Annotated in this window: 1 protein-coding gene; it reads left to right on the top strand. The window is 57.8% G+C overall.

The features are described from left to right. Positions 1–161, top strand: a 161-nt coding sequence (locus tag SB754_RS20005; RefSeq protein ID WP_410784125.1) for a transcriptional repressor, incomplete at its 5' end; no start/stop codon positions are given. Positions 162–277: the final 116 nt, after the last annotated feature.

The following is a 277-nucleotide window of genomic DNA, read 5'->3' as shown; positions in this document are numbered from 1 at the left end:
ACCATGACCACCTGATCGACCTGAAGTCCGGCGAGGTGGTGGAATTCGTCAATGAGGAGATCGAGCAGCTCCAGGAAGCCATAGCGCGCAAGCTGGGCTACAAGCTTGTCGATCACCGTCTCGAGCTTTACGGCGTACCGCTGAAGAGTGCCGAGGACTAGGCGCTCCGACCTCTTCGAGGAGACGCCATGTCCGCCCGCAAGCCCGGCAAGCACGCCTTTTTCTTCATTTTCATCACGGTGCTGATCGACATGATCGGCTTCGGGTTGATCATTCC

Origin of the sequence: Leifsonia sp. SIMBA_070 (assembly GCF_046534635.1) — a bacterium.
Classification (GTDB): Bacteria; Actinomycetota; Actinomycetes; order Actinomycetales; family Microbacteriaceae; genus Leifsonia.
The sequence above is the reverse complement of the archived record's forward strand: the minus strand, read 5'-3'. Positions and strand labels throughout refer to the sequence as shown.